The organism is Aeromicrobium flavum (assembly GCF_007992115.1).
Classification (GTDB): domain Bacteria; phylum Actinomycetota; class Actinomycetes; order Propionibacteriales; family Nocardioidaceae; genus Aeromicrobium; species Aeromicrobium flavum.
In genome coordinates, this window is record NZ_BJZQ01000001.1 from 426,249 (window position 1) to 439,725 (window position 13,477).

Consider the following 13,477-nt stretch of genomic DNA (forward strand, 5'->3'; position numbering starts at 1 on the left):
GGTGGTCCTCAGATCTCGAAGGTGGGGGTGGCGAGGTCGTCGTGGTCGGCGACCTGGAACCAGATGCGGACGAGCCCGGCCGGCACGGAGTCGAACTCGAACCGGCCCACGGTCAGGTCGGCCGTCACGGAGTCGTCGTCGTGCGTCAGCCGTACGCTGCCGCTCTCACCGGGGGTGATCCAGCCGTCGAGGCGGCGCGTGCCGGGGGCGGGCCCGTCGCTGACGCGCACCAGCACGGACACGTCGTCGTACGCGAACTCGATGGTGAGGGGGCCCGAGCCGCGGGTGCCGGCCAGCTCGGTGCTGCGGCTGAGCAGGCTCAGCAGGGCGTACTCGGTGTCGAGGTCCTCGGCCGCGACGGCCGCGATCATGGCGTCGGTGAGGTGGGGCGGCGCCGGGTCGATCGCCCGGTACATCGCCTGCAGGTCGTCGAAGATCGGTTCGCGCTCGGTCATGATGCGGCCCCCTCGCCGGAGATGACGGACTTGAGCTTCTCGAGGCAGCGGCGGCGCGTCGGTCCGATGCTGCCCACGGGCATGCCCAGGTCCTCGGAGATGTGGTGGTAGTCCGGTCGTTCGTCGAAGGCGATGACGCGCAGGAGGCGCTGGCACCGTTCGTTGAGCTGGGCGACCGCCGCCCAGAGCCGGTGGTTCTCGTCGGCCTCGACCGCCTCGGACTCGGCGGCGCGCGTCGTGGGCAGGGCGGGGGCCAGGACCTCGTCGTCGGTGGCGTCCTCGCGGCGGTTGCGCGAGGCCACGCGCCACGCCTGGCGGCGGGCGGTGATGATCAGCCACGAGGACACGGCGCGAGGGTTCTCGACCGCGTCGGCCTTGCGCACGAGGGTCAGCCAGGTGAACTGGATGACGTCCTCGCACACGTCCTCGTCGAGTCGGTACGCGCGGACCACGTGCCACAGCACCGGGGTCATCTCGCGCACCAGGTCGTCGATCGCCCCACGGTCCCCGTCACGCCAGCGTGCGAAGGCCTCGCCGGAGCGGATCCACGGGCCGTCGTCGGATTCTGCTGGTTCGTGTGACTTGCTGTCGGTCACGGAGTTCATTGTGCGCACATCCGGGACGAGGCAGGAAGGGGTAACCCTGATACACGCCGACGGGCGTCGCCGGGGGAGAGGCCCGCGCTAGTAGCCTGTCCGGGTGCGACGACCCACCCTGCTGCTGCTCTCGGCGGTCCTCGGCCTCGGCACGGTGGCGGGTTGCTCGGGCGGCGGACCGTACTGCGACGCGGTCGACGACGCCAAGGAGCCGCTCACCAGCTTCGGCCGCCAGACCGACGCCGCGTACGCCGAGTACGCGCAGGTCACCGCCGACATCGCCGAGGTCGCACCCGAGTCGGTCCGGAAGGACTGGCGCACCATCGCGAAGGCGACCAAGAAGGTCGTGATCGTCCACCGCAAGGCCGGCTTCCGCCTCCAGGACATGAAGGACGAGGTGAAGGTGAACGCGCTGTCCCAGCAGGACATCGACCGCATCACCGCCGCCCACGAGGCCTTCAACGACACCCGGACCCAGCGCCTTGCCGTCGTCGAGCACGTGGACGACGAGTGCGGCATCGACCTGTCCGAGAAGTGAGGAGTTGACCGTGGCCCTGCCCCGACTGACCGACGAACAGCGCCGAGAGGCGCTGGCGAAGGCGGCCGTCGCCCGCCAGGTGCGCGCCGAGGTGAAGAACCGGCTGCGCCACTCCGGCGCGAGCGTCGCCGAGGTGCTCAAGGAGGCCCAGAGCAACGAGGCGATCGCCAAGATCAAGGTCCTCGACCTGCTGCAGAGCATCCCCGGCATCGGCAAGCTGACCGCCCAGCAGATCATGGACGACCTGAACATCGCCCAGAGCCGCCGCCTGCGCGGCTTGGGCAGCAACCAGGCCAAGGGCCTCATCGCTGAAATTGCACGCCGTGGCTGAGCGCGGCCGACTGATCGTCCTCGCCGGGCCCACGGCGGTCGGCAAGGGCACGGTGGCGGCGTGGGTCCGCGAGCACCACCCCGAGATCTGGATGTCGGTGTCGGCCACCACGCGGCCCCCGCGGCCGGGCGAGATCGAGGGCAAGCACTACCACTTCGTGTCCGCCGACGAGTTCGACCGGCTGATCGCCACGGACGGCCTGCTGGAGTGGGCCACCGTCCACGGCGTCAACCGTTACGGCACGCCCCGCGCGGCCGTGGAGGAGAAGCTGGCCGAGGGCGAGTCGGTCCTGCTGGAGATCGACCTGCAGGGCGCGCGCCAGGTGCGCCGGGCCCTGCCGGAGGCGTTCCTGGTCTTCCTCGCGCCGCCCAGCTGGGACGAGCTGGTCAACCGCCTCGTGGGTCGCGGCACCGAGACCGAGGCCGAGCGCGAGCGCCGCCTGGCCACGGCGCGCGAGGAGCTGGCGGCCGTGTCGGAGTTCGACACCACCATCGTCAACACCGAAGTCGAGGATGCGGGGCGCGAGTTGGTAGACTTGTTCAGATCCCGCCCGTCGGCCGACCCTGCCGGGTGACCCCCACAACTTCTGGAGATTCTGAGTGTCCACGACACGTTCTGCTGCCGAAGGCATCACCAACCCGCCGATCGACGACCTGCTCGAGAAGGCGGACTCCAAGTACAAGCTCGTTCTCTACAGCGCCAAGCGCGCCCGCCAGATCAACGCGTACTACTCGCAGCTCGGCGAGGGCCTGCTCGAGTACGTCGGCCCGCTGCTCGAGACCGAGGTCCAGGAGAAGCCGCTGTCGATCGCGCTACGCGAGATCAACGCCGGCCTGCTGACCGTCGAGGACATCGATCCCGACGCCCCCGTCGCCCCGGCGACCACCGACGAGGCCTGAGCCTGCCGCGATGAGCCGCATCGTCCTCGGCGTCACCGGAGGCGTCGCCGCCTACAAGGCGGCGCTGCTGCTTCGGCTGTTCACCGAGGCCGGGCACGACGTCCGCGTCGTCCCCACCGAGTCCGCGCTGGAGTTCGTCGGCGCGCCCACGTGGGAGGCGCTCTCGGGGCATCCGGTCCAGACCGGCGTGTTCGAGAACGTCCCCGAGGTGCCGCACGTCAAGCTCGGCCAGACCGCCGACCTCGTCGTCGTCGCTCCGGCCACCGCCAACACGCTCGCGCGAGCGGCCCACGGCCTGGCCGACGACCTCCTGACGAACACGCTGCTCACGGCTCGCTGTCCCGTCGTCATGGCCCCGGCCATGCACACCGAGATGTGGGAGCACCCCGCCACGGTCGCCAACGTCGCGACGCTGCGTGAGCGGGGTGTCCTGGTCATCGAGCCCGACTCAGGCCGCCTCACCGGCGCCGACACGGGCCCCGGCCGCCTGCCCGATCCCGAGGCGATCCACGCGATCTGTCTCCAGGTCCTGCAGGGCCGCCCGCGCGATCTCGCCGGTCGCCACGTCGTCGTCTCCGCCGGCGGCACCCGCGAGTTCCTCGATCCCGTGCGGTTCCTGGGCAACCGGTCGTCCGGCCGCCAGGGGATCGCGCTCGCCGAGGCCGCGCTGGCCCGCGGTGCCACGGTCACCCTCGTGGCAGCCAACGTCTCGATCGACGTCCCGGCCGGTGCCGAGGTCGTCCGCGTCGTCACCACGGCCGAGCTGCGCGAGGCGATGCTGAAGCAGGCCGCGTCGGCCGACGCCGTCGTCATGGCCGCCGCCCCCGCCGACTTCCGTCCCGTCTCCCGGGCGGACGCCAAGATCAAGAAGCAGCCCGACGGGGTCGCCCCCTCGATCGAGCTGACCGAGAACCCCGACATCCTCGTCGAGCTGGTCCGCAGCCGCTCCGGCTCCTCGCCGGTCATCGTCGGCTTCGCCGCAGAGACCGGCGACGCGAACGGTTCGGTGCTCGACCACGCCCGCGCCAAGATGGCCCGCAAGGGCTGCGACCTGCTGGTCGTCAACGACGTCGGCTCCGAGAAGGTCTTCGGGCAGGCCGACAACGAGGTCACGATCCTCAGCTCCGACGGATCCGAGCATCCGATCGCCCGTGCGGCCAAGGCCGAGATCGCCCATGCGATCTGGGACGCCGTCGTCCACCGAGTGAAATGAACCCCGGGCGTCACCGTGCGCCCACTACAGTCGACACGACGTCCGCGACGTCGTCACCCACAGCCAGAGAGGTAACCGTGAGCCGTCTTTTCACCTCCGAGTCCGTGACCGAGGGTCACCCGGACAAGATCGCCGACCAGATCAGCGACAGCATCCTGGACGCCCTGCTCGAGCAGGACCCCAAGAGCCGCGTCGCGGCGGAGACCTTCGTCACCACGGGCCTGGTGCTGGTGGGCGGCGAGGTCACCACCGAGGCCTACGTCGACATCGCCCGGATCGCGCGTGACCGCGTTCTCGAGATCGGCTACGACTCCTCCACCAAGGGCTTCGACGGCGAGTCCTGCGCGGTGCAGGTCACCCTCGACGCGCAGTCGCCCGACATCGCGCAGGGCGTCGACAACGCCGAGGAGCACCGCGTCGGCGGCGCCACCGACCCGCTCGACCTACAGGGCGCCGGCGACCAGGGCCTGATGTTCGGGTTCGCCTGCGACGAGACCGTCGAGCTGATGCCGCTGCCGATCACGATCGCGCACCGCCTCTCGGAGCAGCTGACCAAGGTCCGCAAGGACGGCACGCTGCCGTACCTGCGTCCCGACGGCAAGACCCAGGTCACCATCGAGTACGACGACAACGACAAGCCGGTCCGCGTCGAGGCGATCGTCATCTCCACGCAGCACGAGGAGGGCGTCGACCTCGAGAACCAGCTGCCGACCGACCTCAAGAAGCACGTCATCGACGAGGTCCTGAGCCAGTACGACATCGACTCCTCGAGCTACAAGTCGCACATCAACCCGACCGGCAAGTTCGTCATCGGCGGTCCCATGGGCGACGCCGGCCTGACCGGCCGCAAGATCATCGTCGACACCTACGGCGGCTACGCCCGCCACGGCGGCGGCGCCTTCAGCGGCAAGGACCCGAGCAAGGTCGACCGCTCGGCCGCCTACGCCATGCGCTGGGTCGCCAAGAACATCGTCGCCGCGGGCCTGGCCACCAAGGCCGAGGTCCAGGTCGCGTACGCCATCGGCGTGGCGCACCCGGTCGGCTTCTACGTCGACACGTTCGGCACCGAGGTCGTCCCCGTCGACACGATCCGCGAGGCCGTCCTCGAGGTCTTCGACCTGCGCCCGGCCGCGATCGTGCGCGACCTCGACCTGCTGCGCCCGATCTACGCCGAGACGGCCGCCTACGGCCACTTCGGCCGTCCGGGCCTGCCGTGGGAGAGCACCGACCGCGCCGACGCCCTGCGTACGGCAGCCGGTCTCTGACCGAGTGAGTCCCGCACAGCGGCGTGTCGCGAGGATCCTCGTCGACACGCCGCTGTCGCATCTGGACCGCCCGTTCGACTACGCGATCCCCGACGACCTCGCCGAGGCCGTCGTCCCGGGGTGCCGGGTCAAGGTGCGGTTCGCCGGGCGCCTCGTCGACGGCTACGTGCTCGACCTCGCGTCGGACACCGAGCACGAGGGCCGGCTCGCGCCGATCGCCAAGGTCGTGTCGTCCGAGCCCGTCCTGGTGCCCGAGGTGGCCCTGCTGGCCCGCCAGGTGGCCGACCGGTACGCCGGCACGGTCGGCGACGTGCTGCGACTGGCGATCCCGCCGCGGCACGCCCGCGCCGAGGCCCATCCCGGCGGTGCCGAGCCCCCCGAGCCGCCCGCCATCGGCGAGGCGTCCTGGCACGCCTACGTCCACGGTGCCGCGTTCGTCCGGGCGCTGGCGGCGCGGGAGTCGCCCCGCGCCGTCCTGAACACCCTGCCCCGGCACGAGCCCGAGCGGGCCGTCGCCGAGGCCGTCTCCGCCACCGTGCGCTCCGGCCGCACCGCGGTCGTGTGCGTGCCCGACGTGCGCGACGCCGCCCGCTGGGACGCCGTCTTCACCGAGGCGCTCGGCCCCGGTGTCCACGTCACGCTCACCGCGGCCGACAAGCCCGCGGCGCGCTACCGCAACTTCCTCAAGGCCTCGCGTGGCGAGGTGCGGGTCGTCCTGGGCACGCGCGGCGCGGCCTACGCGCCGCTGCGCGATCTGGGGCTCGTCGTCGTCTGGGACGACGGCGACGACCTGCATGCCGAGCCGCGCGCCCCGTACCCGCACACCCGCGAGGTGCTGCTCACCCGTGCCGTGGAGACCGGCGCCGGCGTGCTGATCGCCGGGCACGCCCGCACGTCGGAGGCGCAGTCGCTCGTCGAGCAGGGCTGGTGCGCCGAGATCGTGGCCGACCAGCCCGCGCGCCGCCGCGAGTGGCCGGTCGTCGACGTCACCGACGGCACCGAGCACGGTGCCGCGCCCGCGCGCCTGCCCGCGCCCGTCTTCGAGGCCGTGCGCCGGGCCGAGGGTCCGGTGCTCGTCCAGGTGCCGCGCCGGGGCTACCGCACCTCGCTGGTCTGCGACAGCTGCCGCACGCCCGCCCAGTGCCCGGCCTGTGCCGGCCCGCTGGTCCAGCACCGCGCCGACGCGCCGCTGGTGTGCCGCTGGTGCGCCACGACAGTGGCCGCGTGGCGCTGCGGCGAGTGCAGCGGCACCCGGCTGCGCGCTCCGGTCGTGGGCCAGCTGCGCACCGCCGAGGAGTTCGCGGCGGCGTTCCCCGGGCGCGAGGTCGTCACGTCCGGCGGCGACACCGTGCTCGACCACCTCGACCGGGACGACGCCGTGCTGGTCCTGGCCACGCCGGGCGCCGAGCCGTCCGTCACGGGCGGCTACGCGGTCGTCGTGCTGCTCGACACCTGGCTGATGCTGGCGCGCGACGACGTGCGGGTCTTCGAGGAGTCGCACCGGCGCTGGTTCAACGCGCTCGCCCTCGCCGGCTACGGCGCCCGCGCGGTGGCGGTCGGCGACACCGGCATGCTGCAGGGTCTCGTCCGCGCCGATCCGGCGGGCGTGGCCGCGCGCGAGCTGGCCGACCGAGCCCAGACCCACCTGCCGCCGGTCGGGCGCCTGGCCACGGTCGACGGGCCTGAGGACGTCATCACCGGGCTTGCGGCCCGCACCTGGCCGCCCTTCGTCGACGTCCTCGGCCCCGTCCCGGTCGAGCCCGGACGCGATCGGCTCATCCTGCGCGTGCCGCGGCGTGAGGGACTGGCCCTGGCCCGCGTGCTGAAGGCGGTCGCGGCCGAGCGCAGTGCGGCCAAGGAACCGCCGGTGCGGATCCAGATCGACCCCGTCGCGTTCTGAGCCCGGGTCGGGCAACACCTAGACTCGCCGGGTGAGGATCGTCTTCGCCGGGACCCCGGCCACCGCAGTACCGACCCTGGAGGCGCTCGTCGCGAGCCGCCACGAGGTCGCCGCCGTCATCACCCGTCCCGACGCGCGCGTCGGCCGCGGCCGCACGCTGCAGCCGTCGCCGGTCGCCGTCGCCGCGGAGGCGCACGGCATCGAGGTGCTCAAGCCGGCCTCCACCTCCGACCCGGCGTTCCTCGAGCAGCTCGCCGCGACGCAGGCCGAGCTCGGGGTGATCGTGGCCTACGGCGCGCTGCTGCGCCGCGACGTGCTCGACGCCCTCGAGTTCGGCTGGATCAACCTGCACTACTCGGTGCTGCCGTCGTGGCGCGGTGCCGCGCCCGTCCAGCGGTCGATCATGGCCGGCGACGAGGTCACCGGCGCCACCGTCTTCAGCCTGGTGGAAGCGCTCGACGCCGGGCCCGTGCTCGGCACGATCACCGAGCGGATCCGCGAGGACGACACCACCGGCACGATGCTCGACCGGCTGTCGGACGAGGGCGCGAAGCTCGTCGTCGACGTCGTCGACCACATCGAGGACGGCGACATCGGGGCGGTCACCCAGCCCGAGGACGGCGTCTCCTACGCCCACAAGCTCACCACCGAGGACGCCCGCATCGACTGGCGCCGCCCGGCGTTCGCGATCGACCGCCACGTCCGCGGCTGCACGCCGGCGCCCGGCGCCTGGACCGAGATCGACGGCGCCCGGCTCAAGGTCGGGCCGCTCACGATCGCGGAGGAGTCGACCCTGAAGCCCGGGGTCGCGTCCATCGGCAAGCGCGAGGTGCGCGTCGGCACCACCACGACCGACGTCGTCCTGGGCGAGGTGCAGGCGCACGGCAAGAAGGCGATGCCCGCCCCCGACTGGGGCCGGGGCCTCGGCGGAGGCACGGAGGTGGTCTTCGGATGAGCGCCCCCGTCACCGACCCCCGTGAGGTCGCCTTCGACGTCATGTCGGCCGTCCGCACCCGCGAGGTCTACGTCAACCTGCTGCTGCCGACGCTGCTGGACGGGCTGACCGACCGCGACGCCGCGCTGGCCACCGAGCTGACGCACAACACGATCCGCCACCAGGGCACCTACGACGCGATCATCGACAAGGTCGCCACCGGCACGGTGCACCCGGCGGTGCGCGACGCGCTGCGGCTCGGCGCCCACCAGCTGCTCGCGATGCGCGTGCCCCCGCACGCGGCCGTCGACACCACCGTGAACCTCGTGCGTCGGCGGATCGGGCACAAGCCGGTCGGCTTCACGAACGCCGTGCTGCGCAAGATCGGCCAGAAGGACCTCGGGATGTGGATCAACGAGGTGACCACGGGCCTGAGCCGCCTCGACGCGCTGGCCGTGCGGTACTCGCACCCGAAGTGGGTCGTCGAGGCGCTCGAGCAGGCCGTCGGCGCGGACCAGCTCGAGGACCTCCTCGAGGCCGACAACATCCCGCCGTACGTCACCCTCGTCGCCCGCCCGGGCCTCGTCGACCCGCGGTCGCTGCCCGGTGAGTCGGGCCGGCTCAGCCCGTACGCCCGCGTGATGACCGGCGGGGGAGACCCCGGCTTCGTCCCGGCCGTCCGCGACGGCCGCGCCGGCGTGCAGGACGAGGGCTCGCAGATGGTCGCGATCACCACCGCCGAGGCACCGATCGAGGGCTACGACACGCACTGGCTCGACCTCGCCGCGGGGCCGGGTGGCAAGGCCGCGCTGTTGGGCGCCCTCGCCGCGCAGCGCGGTGCCACCCTCGTCGCCAACGAGATGCAGCCGCACCGCGCCGACCTGGTGCGCCAGTCGGTGAAGGCGCTGAAGAACGTCGAGGTCACGGTGCACGACGGCCGGAACGGGCCGTGGGAGGAGGAGTCCTTCGACCGCGTCCTGCTCGACGCCCCCTGCACCGGGCTGGGCGCGCTGCGTCGCCGCCCGGAGGCGCGCTGGCGCCGCAAGCCCGGCGACGTCCCGGCCCTGGCCGCCCTCCAGCGCGAGCTGCTCAGCCGCGCGCTCGAGCTCGTCCGCCCCGGTGGCGTCGTGGGGTATGCGACCTGCTCGCCGCTGCCCGCCGAGACCCGCGCCGTCGTCGACGCCGTCCTGGCCGACCGCACGGACGTCACCCTCGAGTCCGAGCACCACTGGTGGCCCCACACCGACGGCACCGACGCGATGTACCTCGCGCTGCTGCGTCGCGCCTGACGCCGATACCCTCGCCCCATGCGCATCACGCCGAGCCTGCTGAACGCCGACTTCGCGAACCTGGCGGGGGAGGCGGCCCGGATCCCGACGGCCGACTACCTGCACATGGACGTGATGGACAACCACTTCGTCCCGAACCTGACCCTGGGCGTCCCGGTGATCGAGGCGCTCGCGAAGGCGGCCCCGCAGCCGATCGACGCCCACCTGATGATCGAGGAGCCCGATCGTTGGGCCCCGCAGTTCGTCGAGGCCGGGGCGTCCAGCGTGACGTTCCACGTCGAGGCCGCGCAGGCGCCCGTCCGCCTCGCGCGCGAGATCCGCGCCCAGGGCGCCCGCGCGTCGATGGCGCTCAAGCCGGCGACGCCGATCGAGCCCTACGAGGACCTGCTGCCCGAGCTCGACATGGTGCTGATCATGACCGTCGAGCCCGGATTCGGCGGTCAGAGGTTCCTCGACCTGTGCCTGCCGAAGATCCGGCGCACCCGCGCGCTCCTCGACAAGGTCGGTGGCGACATCTGGCTCCAGGTCGACGGAGGCGTGTCGCTCGAGACGATCGAGCGCTGCGCCGAGGCCGGTGCGGACACGTTCGTGGCGGGCTCGGCGGTCTTCGGCGCCGACGATCCGGGTGCCATGGTCGAGCGACTGCGTGAGACGGCCGTCGGCGCCTGTCACTGACGCGCCGGTGCCCGGGGATGGGTCGACAGCTCACCGCCCCGGGTGTGGCGGTGCGTGTGGTCCCACGGGGGTCGCTGCGGTGGGACCTGGCTCACCGGGCCGCCACGCGGACAGGACTCAGCTCACCGCCTCCCGGGGGCCTGAGTGAGCGGTGACTGGTGAACCGAATGGCATCCGGATTCGGTTGACATCTGACCGCCGGTCCCGGGGATGGGTTGACAGCTCACCGCCCCTGCGTGAGACGGCCGTCGGCGCCTGTCACTGAGCCGGTAGACTTCCGACAGAACGAGCTAACGCTCGCGTGCTCCGGGGTCGGTGCAAGTCCGAACCGGCGGTGACAGTCCGCGACCCGAGGTCCAGCTGGATCGGACCGAGGTTGAACCGGTGGAACTCCGGTACCGACGGTGAAAGTCCGGATGGAAGGCGCACGCTGCTCGGACGCGACGCGTCCGAGCCGTCCCCGGTGTGTCGTGAGCCCGACTTCAGGGAGACCGGTGGCCAGCCAGACCGAGACCGACGCGATGCGTCGCGCGATCGACGCTGCCCGCACCGTGGGTCGCACGCTCCCCAACCCGCCGGTCGGCTGCGTGCTCCTGAGCCCGGACGGCACCGAGCTGGCCGTCGGCGTCCACCGCGGTGCCGGCACCGACCACGCCGAGGTCGACGCGCTCAAGCAGGCCGGTGAGCGGGCCCGCGGCGCGACCGCCGTGGTCACCCTCGAGCCCTGCCACCACACCGGCCGCACCGGCCCGTGCACGCAGGCGCTGCTGGAGGCCGGTGTCGCCCGCGTCGTGTTCGGCACGTCCGACCCGGCCGAGGGCGCCGGGGGAGCGAAGGCCCTCCTCGACGCCGGCATCGACGTCGAGAGCGGCGTCCTGGCCGACGAGACCGACGACCTCGTGCGCTTCTGGGCCCACCGCCACCTGCACGGCCGCCCGTTCGTGACGTGGAAGTACGCCGCCACGCTGGACGGCCTCAGCGCGGCGCCCGACGGCACCAGCAAGTGGATCACCAGCGAGACGGCCCGCCGCGACGTGCAGCGCTTCCGCGCCGAGTGCGACGCGATCATGGCCGGCACCTACTCCGTGCTGGCCGACGACCCCCGCCTCACCGTCCGCGACGAGGCCGACCTGCCGCTGCCCTACGACCGCCAGCCGCTGCGCGTCGTCGTGGGGGAGTCGAAGATCCCGTCCTACTACCGCGTGTTCGACCGGGTCGCCCCCACGCGCCAGATCCCGTCGCGCGACCCCCACGAGGTGCTGAAGCAGCTGTTCGAGGCGGGCATCCACCACGTGTGGCTGGAGGGCGGACCCCGCCTGGCCGGGGCGTTCTGGGGCGAGGGCCTGATCGACCGCGTCATCGGGTACATGGCCCCCGCGATGCTCGGCTCCGGCCGGGCCGCGCTCGAGGGCGAGGCGACCACGTTGGCCGACATCCGGCCCATCGACATCTCGGACCTGACCATGGTCGGGCCAGACATCCGCATCATCGGCACCCCGGGGCGCGCGCCCCGCGAGGACATGGACGAGGAGGTCCAGGACTGATGTTCACCGGACTGGTGGAGGAGAAGGGCACCGTCGTGGCCCTGGACGATCTCGGCGACTCGGTACGGATCACGATTCGCGGCCCCGTCGTCACGTCCGACGCGGCGCACGGCGACTCGATCGCCGTCAACGGCTGCTGCCTGACCGTCGTCGACCCCACGGCCGACACGTTCAGCGCCGACGTCATGCGCGAGTCGCTCGACCGCACGAGCCTGGGCGACCTGGCCCCCGGCGCCGAGGTCAACCTCGAGCGCGCGATGCAGGCCGGGGCCCGGATGGGCGGCCACATCGTGCAGGGCCACGTCGACGGCACCGCCACGCTGCTCGACCGCACCCCCAGCGAGCACTGGGAGGTCGTCCGCTTCAGCCTCCCCGACCACCTCGCCCGCTACGTCGTGGAGAAGGGCTCGATCACGGTCGACGGCACGTCGCTGACCGTGGTCGAGGCCGCCGACGACTGGTTCAGCGTCTCGCTGATCCCCACCACCTTGGCCGACACCGTGCTCGGCACCCGCCAACCCGGCGACCGCGTCAACCTCGAGGTGGACGTCATCGCCAAGTACGTCGAGCGACTGCTCGAGAAGGGAGCTCCCAGATGACCGAGCAGTACTCCGGGGTCCGCCTCGACAGCATCGAGCGCGCGATCGCCGACATCCGTGACGGCAAGGCCATCGTCGTCGTCGACGACGAGGGCCGCGAGAACGAGGGCGACATCATCTTCGCCGCGTCGAAGGCGACGCCCGAGCTGATGGCGTTCCTGGTCCGCTACTCCAGCGGCCTGGTCTGCGCGCCGGTCACGGGCGAGATCCTCGACCGGCTGGCGATCCCGCTGATGACGCCGCACAACCGCGACCGGCTGCGCACGGCGTACACCGTCTCGATCGACGCCCGCGACGGCGTCACCACCGGCATCTCGGCGTCCGACCGCGCCCGCACCTGCCGGGTGCTGGCCGACTCGGCGACCGAGCCGTTCGAGATCACCCAACCCGGCCACATCGTGCCGCTGCGCGCCAAGCCGGGCGGCGTCCTGGAGCGTCCCGGCCACACCGAGGCCGCGGTCGACTTCGCGCGGCTGGCGGGCCTGACCCCGGCCGGCGTGATCGGCGAGGTCATGAACGACGACGGCACGCTCAAGCGCGCGTCCGAGCTGCGGGAGTTCGCCGACGAGCACGACCTCGCGCTGGTCTCGATCGCCGACCTGCAGGTGCACCTGCGCCTGCACGAGACGCAGATCGCGCGCCTCGCCGAGACGAAGCTGCCCACCGAGTTCGGCTCGTTCCGGGCGATGGGCTTCCGCGACCGCATCGAGGGCTCCGAGCACGTCGCGCTGATCCACGGCGAGCCGGGCACCGAGGGCGTCCTGGTGCGGCTGCACTCCGAGTGCCTGACCGGCGACGTGTTCGGCTCGCGCCGCTGCGACTGCGGCCCCCAACTGGAGGCGGCCATGGCGGCCGTCGTCGCCGAGGGCGCGGGCATCGTCGTCTACCTGCGCGGCCACGAGGGCCGGGGGATCGGACTGCTGCACAAGCTGCGCGCCTACGAGCTGCAGGACCAGGGCCAGGACACGGTCGACGCCAACCTCTCGCTGGGCTTCGGCGAGGACGAGCGCGACTACGCCGCGGGCGCGCAGATCCTGCGCGACCTGGGCGTCACCTCGGTGCGGCTCATGACGAACAACCCCGACAAGTCGACCCAGCTGGAGCAGTACGGAGTCAAGGTGGCCGAGCGCCTGCCGGTCGTCATCGCGCCCACGCCCGACAACCTGCGGTACCTGCAGACGAAGGCCGCGCGCATGGGCCACGACCTGCCCGACCTGCACATCGACGAGGAGAGCTGAC

At 72.4% G+C, this 13,477-nt stretch carries 15 protein-coding genes and 1 riboswitch; of the genes, 13 read left to right on the plus strand and 2 right to left on the minus strand.

Annotated elements, in window-relative coordinates:
- Positions 1-8: 8 nt before the first annotated feature.
- Both AFL01nite_RS02085 and AFL01nite_RS02090 read right to left on the minus strand, forming a co-directional pair.
- Positions 9-455, minus strand: a complete 447-nt coding sequence (locus AFL01nite_RS02085; protein ID WP_146825429.1) for a hypothetical protein — start codon at positions 453-455, stop codon at positions 9-11.
- Entirely contained in the window at positions 452-1,051 is a 600-nt protein-coding gene (locus AFL01nite_RS02090; protein WP_246119546.1) for an RNA polymerase sigma factor, read from the minus strand. Before AFL01nite_RS02090 ends, AFL01nite_RS02085 begins: the two co-directional genes overlap by 4 nt.
- Positions 1,052-1,154: 103 nt before the next feature.
- Between AFL01nite_RS02090 and AFL01nite_RS02095 the strand changes: the two genes are divergently transcribed.
- The 13 genes from AFL01nite_RS02095 to AFL01nite_RS02155 all read left to right on the plus strand — a co-directional run bounded on the left by AFL01nite_RS02095 (position 1,155) and on the right by AFL01nite_RS02155 (position 13,476).
- Positions 1,155-1,589, plus strand: a complete 435-nt coding sequence (locus AFL01nite_RS02095) for a hypothetical protein (RefSeq protein WP_146825431.1) — start codon at positions 1,155-1,157, stop codon at positions 1,587-1,589.
- A gap of 10 nt (positions 1,590-1,599) precedes the next feature.
- Positions 1,600-1,920, plus strand: a complete 321-nt coding sequence (mihF, locus tag AFL01nite_RS02100) for an integration host factor, actinobacterial type (RefSeq protein ID WP_146825432.1) — start codon at positions 1,600-1,602, stop codon at positions 1,918-1,920.
- On the plus strand, positions 1,913-2,494 hold the full coding sequence (gene gmk / locus AFL01nite_RS02105; protein ID WP_146825433.1) for a guanylate kinase: 582 nt from the start codon (positions 1,913-1,915) through the stop codon (positions 2,492-2,494). The genes mihF and gmk overlap by 8 nt, the downstream gene beginning before the upstream one ends.
- A gap of 25 nt (positions 2,495-2,519) precedes the next feature.
- Positions 2,520-2,819, plus strand: coding sequence for a DNA-directed RNA polymerase subunit omega (gene rpoZ / locus AFL01nite_RS02110; protein ID WP_146825434.1), 300 nt, complete (start codon positions 2,520-2,522; stop codon positions 2,817-2,819).
- Positions 2,820-2,829: 10 nt separating this feature from the next.
- Entirely contained in the window at positions 2,830-4,032 is a 1,203-nt protein-coding gene (gene coaBC / locus AFL01nite_RS02115; protein WP_146825435.1) for a bifunctional phosphopantothenoylcysteine decarboxylase/phosphopantothenate--cysteine ligase CoaBC, read from the plus strand.
- Between the two features lie 77 nt (positions 4,033-4,109).
- Positions 4,110-5,297 (plus strand): methionine adenosyltransferase, encoded by a 1,188-nt coding sequence (gene metK / locus AFL01nite_RS02120; RefSeq protein WP_146825436.1) that lies wholly within the window; start codon positions 4,110-4,112, stop codon positions 5,295-5,297.
- 4 nt (positions 5,298-5,301) lie between these two features.
- Entirely contained in the window at positions 5,302-7,197 is a 1,896-nt protein-coding gene (locus tag AFL01nite_RS02125) for a primosomal protein N' family DNA-binding protein (RefSeq protein ID WP_222593346.1), read from the plus strand.
- A gap of 31 nt (positions 7,198-7,228) precedes the next feature.
- Positions 7,229-8,152 carry a methionyl-tRNA formyltransferase gene (fmt, locus tag AFL01nite_RS02130; RefSeq protein ID WP_146825437.1) on the plus strand — a complete coding sequence of 308 codons (924 nt, stop codon included), beginning with the start codon at positions 7,229-7,231 and terminating at the stop codon, positions 8,150-8,152.
- Positions 8,149-9,420, plus strand: coding sequence for an RsmB/NOP family class I SAM-dependent RNA methyltransferase (locus AFL01nite_RS02135; RefSeq protein ID WP_146825438.1), 1,272 nt, complete (start codon positions 8,149-8,151; stop codon positions 9,418-9,420). The genes fmt and AFL01nite_RS02135 overlap by 4 nt, the downstream gene beginning before the upstream one ends.
- Before the next feature lie 18 nt (positions 9,421-9,438).
- Positions 9,439-10,095: a ribulose-phosphate 3-epimerase gene (gene rpe, locus AFL01nite_RS02140; RefSeq protein WP_146825439.1), complete on the plus strand. Its 657-nt coding sequence runs from the start codon at positions 9,439-9,441 to the stop codon at positions 10,093-10,095.
- Between the two features lie 298 nt (positions 10,096-10,393).
- Positions 10,394-10,527, plus strand: a riboswitch (FMN riboswitch).
- Between the two features lie 62 nt (positions 10,528-10,589).
- A complete protein-coding gene (gene ribD, locus AFL01nite_RS02145; RefSeq protein ID WP_146825440.1) occupies positions 10,590-11,639 on the plus strand; it encodes a bifunctional diaminohydroxyphosphoribosylaminopyrimidine deaminase/5-amino-6-(5-phosphoribosylamino)uracil reductase RibD in 1,050 nt (349 codons plus the stop codon).
- On the plus strand, positions 11,639-12,238 hold the full coding sequence (locus AFL01nite_RS02150; protein ID WP_146825441.1) for a riboflavin synthase: 600 nt from the start codon (positions 11,639-11,641) through the stop codon (positions 12,236-12,238). Before ribD ends, AFL01nite_RS02150 begins: the two co-directional genes overlap by 1 nt.
- Entirely contained in the window at positions 12,235-13,476 is a 1,242-nt protein-coding gene (locus AFL01nite_RS02155) for a bifunctional 3,4-dihydroxy-2-butanone-4-phosphate synthase/GTP cyclohydrolase II (protein WP_146825442.1), read from the plus strand. The genes AFL01nite_RS02150 and AFL01nite_RS02155 overlap by 4 nt, the downstream gene beginning before the upstream one ends.
- The last annotated feature ends 1 nt before the right edge of the window (position 13,477 follow it).

Excerpts from the sequence above, each read along its gene's own strand:
- rpe (WP_146825439.1), top strand. The coding sequence starts at position 9,439 with ATGCGCATCACGCCGAGCCTGCTGAACGCCGACTTCGCGAACCTGGCG.
- AFL01nite_RS02150 (WP_146825441.1), top strand. The coding sequence starts at position 11,639 with ATGTTCACCGGACTGGTGGAGGAGAAGGGCACCGTCGTGGCCCTGGAC.
- coaBC (WP_146825435.1), top strand. The coding sequence starts at position 2,830 with ATGAGCCGCATCGTCCTCGGCGTCACCGGAGGCGTCGCCGCCTACAAG.
- AFL01nite_RS02135 (WP_146825438.1), top strand. The coding sequence starts at position 8,149 with ATGAGCGCCCCCGTCACCGACCCCCGTGAGGTCGCCTTCGACGTCATG.
- AFL01nite_RS02155 (WP_146825442.1), top strand. The coding sequence starts at position 12,235 with ATGACCGAGCAGTACTCCGGGGTCCGCCTCGACAGCATCGAGCGCGCG.
- AFL01nite_RS02085 (WP_146825429.1), bottom strand. The coding sequence starts at position 455 with ATGACCGAGCGCGAACCGATCTTCGACGACCTGCAGGCGATGTACCGG.